This window comes from Lysinibacillus sp. FW301-JW8 (assembly GCF_058788755.1).
Window position 1 is genome coordinate 37,694 of sequence record NZ_JBYTBB010000052.1, and the last position, 1,742, is coordinate 39,435.

General features: G+C 32.1%; 2 protein-coding genes and 1 pseudogene. 2 read left to right on the forward strand and 1 reads right to left on the reverse strand.

Annotation, left to right across the window (positions count from 1 at the left end):
• Positions 1-214: pseudogene (locus AC3WOM_RS18995) on the reverse strand (hypothetical protein); the annotation flags it as partial.
• A 464-nt stretch (positions 215-678) separates the two neighbouring features.
• Between AC3WOM_RS18995 and AC3WOM_RS19000 the strand changes: the two are divergent.
• The gene (locus tag AC3WOM_RS19000) at positions 679-1,116 is read left to right on the forward strand and encodes a LytTR family DNA-binding domain-containing protein (protein ID WP_427548754.1); all 438 of its coding nucleotides are present in this window, start codon (positions 679-681) and stop codon (positions 1,114-1,116) included.
• Between the two features lie 12 nt (positions 1,117-1,128).
• Entirely contained in the window at positions 1,129-1,563 is a 435-nt protein-coding gene (locus AC3WOM_RS19005; protein ID WP_492447950.1) for a DUF3021 family protein, read from the forward strand.
• The last annotated feature ends 179 nt before the right edge of the window (positions 1,564-1,742 follow it).

Sequence of the window (1,742 nt, forward strand, 5' to 3'; positions counted from 1 at the left end):
AATTTGCTAATTTATCGCCTTTTCCTGTAGGAAATGATATCCCTAATTCAGCTAGTTCTTTCCTCAGATTATTTAAAATTTCATTAACTCTTTGTTGTGTTTCAGCATCCAACTTTTTGTATTCTTCTACATTTACTGTCTCTTTTTGAACTGTAGCAGCATAAGTTGGAATAATTGTACCTCCAATTATCCCTAGTGATAAAGCTCCTGTCATAGCATAAGTTACCATCTTACTTTTTATTTCATTGTTATTCACTCCTTGAATTAGTGTAGACGAGGCTTTTACCTCTAAGCTTAGAGTTTAACTAAGCTTAGCCTTCACTTTATCAGTGAATTGTGTCAGCTGAATGTCAAAAGAACAGCATTTCAAAACTTTGTATTAATACTTTATAAAAATGAATAAAGAACTGTAATGTTTCATGTAGAAAATCCAATTTTGAAATTGATTTCCCTTGGTTTGTAGTAGTTCTAAAAATATTCCTATTAATAAAGAGGATAAAAGAAATAACGAATGAAAAATAGGAACTCGCCCTTACTCTCCCCACTTTGTTTGCCAGATTCTAACTACTATTCCAAACTTTAATCTGATAAAATATAAAAAAGGATTGTCTGAAGGTATTTGCAAGTTAAAAGTATTCGTAGTCGAATGATATAACTTGAATTTTCGTGGGTGATAATATGAAAATTTCAATAGAAGAAATAAGCCAAGATTTAGAAGAAGAGATTGTTATTAGGTGTCATAAGGTTGATGATGAAATAGATGCCATCATCAACAAGCTGAAAACGGAAAATCTTATTTTACTTGGATATCAAAATGATAGTATTCACCGCATTAAGCTTAATGATATCTATTATTTCGAGGCAGTCGAGGGAAAAGTTTTTATTTACTGCAGGAACAACGTTTTTGAGGTAAAACAAAAACTTTACGAGCTAGAGGAATTATGTAAAGGAAAAAACTGTTTTCGCGCATCGAAATCAACAATTTTGAACATCACGAAAATTTCATCTGTTTATCCGACGATAAGTGGCCGATTCGAAGCGGTGCTGGATAATGGAGAACGTGCTGTTATATCAAGGCAGTATGTGCCTGTCCTTAAAAATATGCTAGGTTTGTAAAGAGGGATACATATGAATTTTTTACAATTTGTACAAAAGATAATTAAGGATTTCTTTATCATCTTCGCGTCCATAATCATGATGATTACTTTGTTGCGACAAATATTTTATCCTGACATGGCCTTTGATTTGAAATCGATTTATATCATAATGGCATCTTCATTTCTAAGTGCATTAACGGGATTTATTTTTTATTCTCCCAATGATCTCAGTGAGAACAAAATGCGTATAAGAATAATAATTCATTTCTTCACTTTGGAGATTTTATTGATTGTCCTAGGCAGCGCTATTAATATTGTTAATGATGCATTAGGTGTAATCTTTCTAGCACTGCAAATCGCGGTAATCTATATCATTGTTCGTTTACTTTCATGGCAAAATGATAAAAAAGATGCAAAAAAAATAAATGAAAAACTACAATTAATGAAAAAGGACTTTGGTGAATAGTCAAGAAAATCAATAAGCAGTAGTTATCTGATAACAAATTATTTAACGGTAAGCATTAGAGCTTACCGTTCATAGTGTTGAAAAACTAAATGGTCAAGGAATTCTTTGTGAATACTACTAATTCAAATGAAGGTGATTTCCGTTCCAGGCTACTCGCTTTCCTGTGGGCGAGCGACGAG

Bases quoted from the DNA above. Each gene is read 5' to 3' on its own strand.
- AC3WOM_RS19000 (WP_427548754.1), top strand. From the start codon at position 679: ATGAAAATTTCAATAGAAGAAATAAGCCAAGATTTAGAAGAAGAGATT.
- AC3WOM_RS19005 (WP_492447950.1), top strand. From the start codon at position 1,129: ATGAATTTTTTACAATTTGTACAAAAGATAATTAAGGATTTCTTTATC.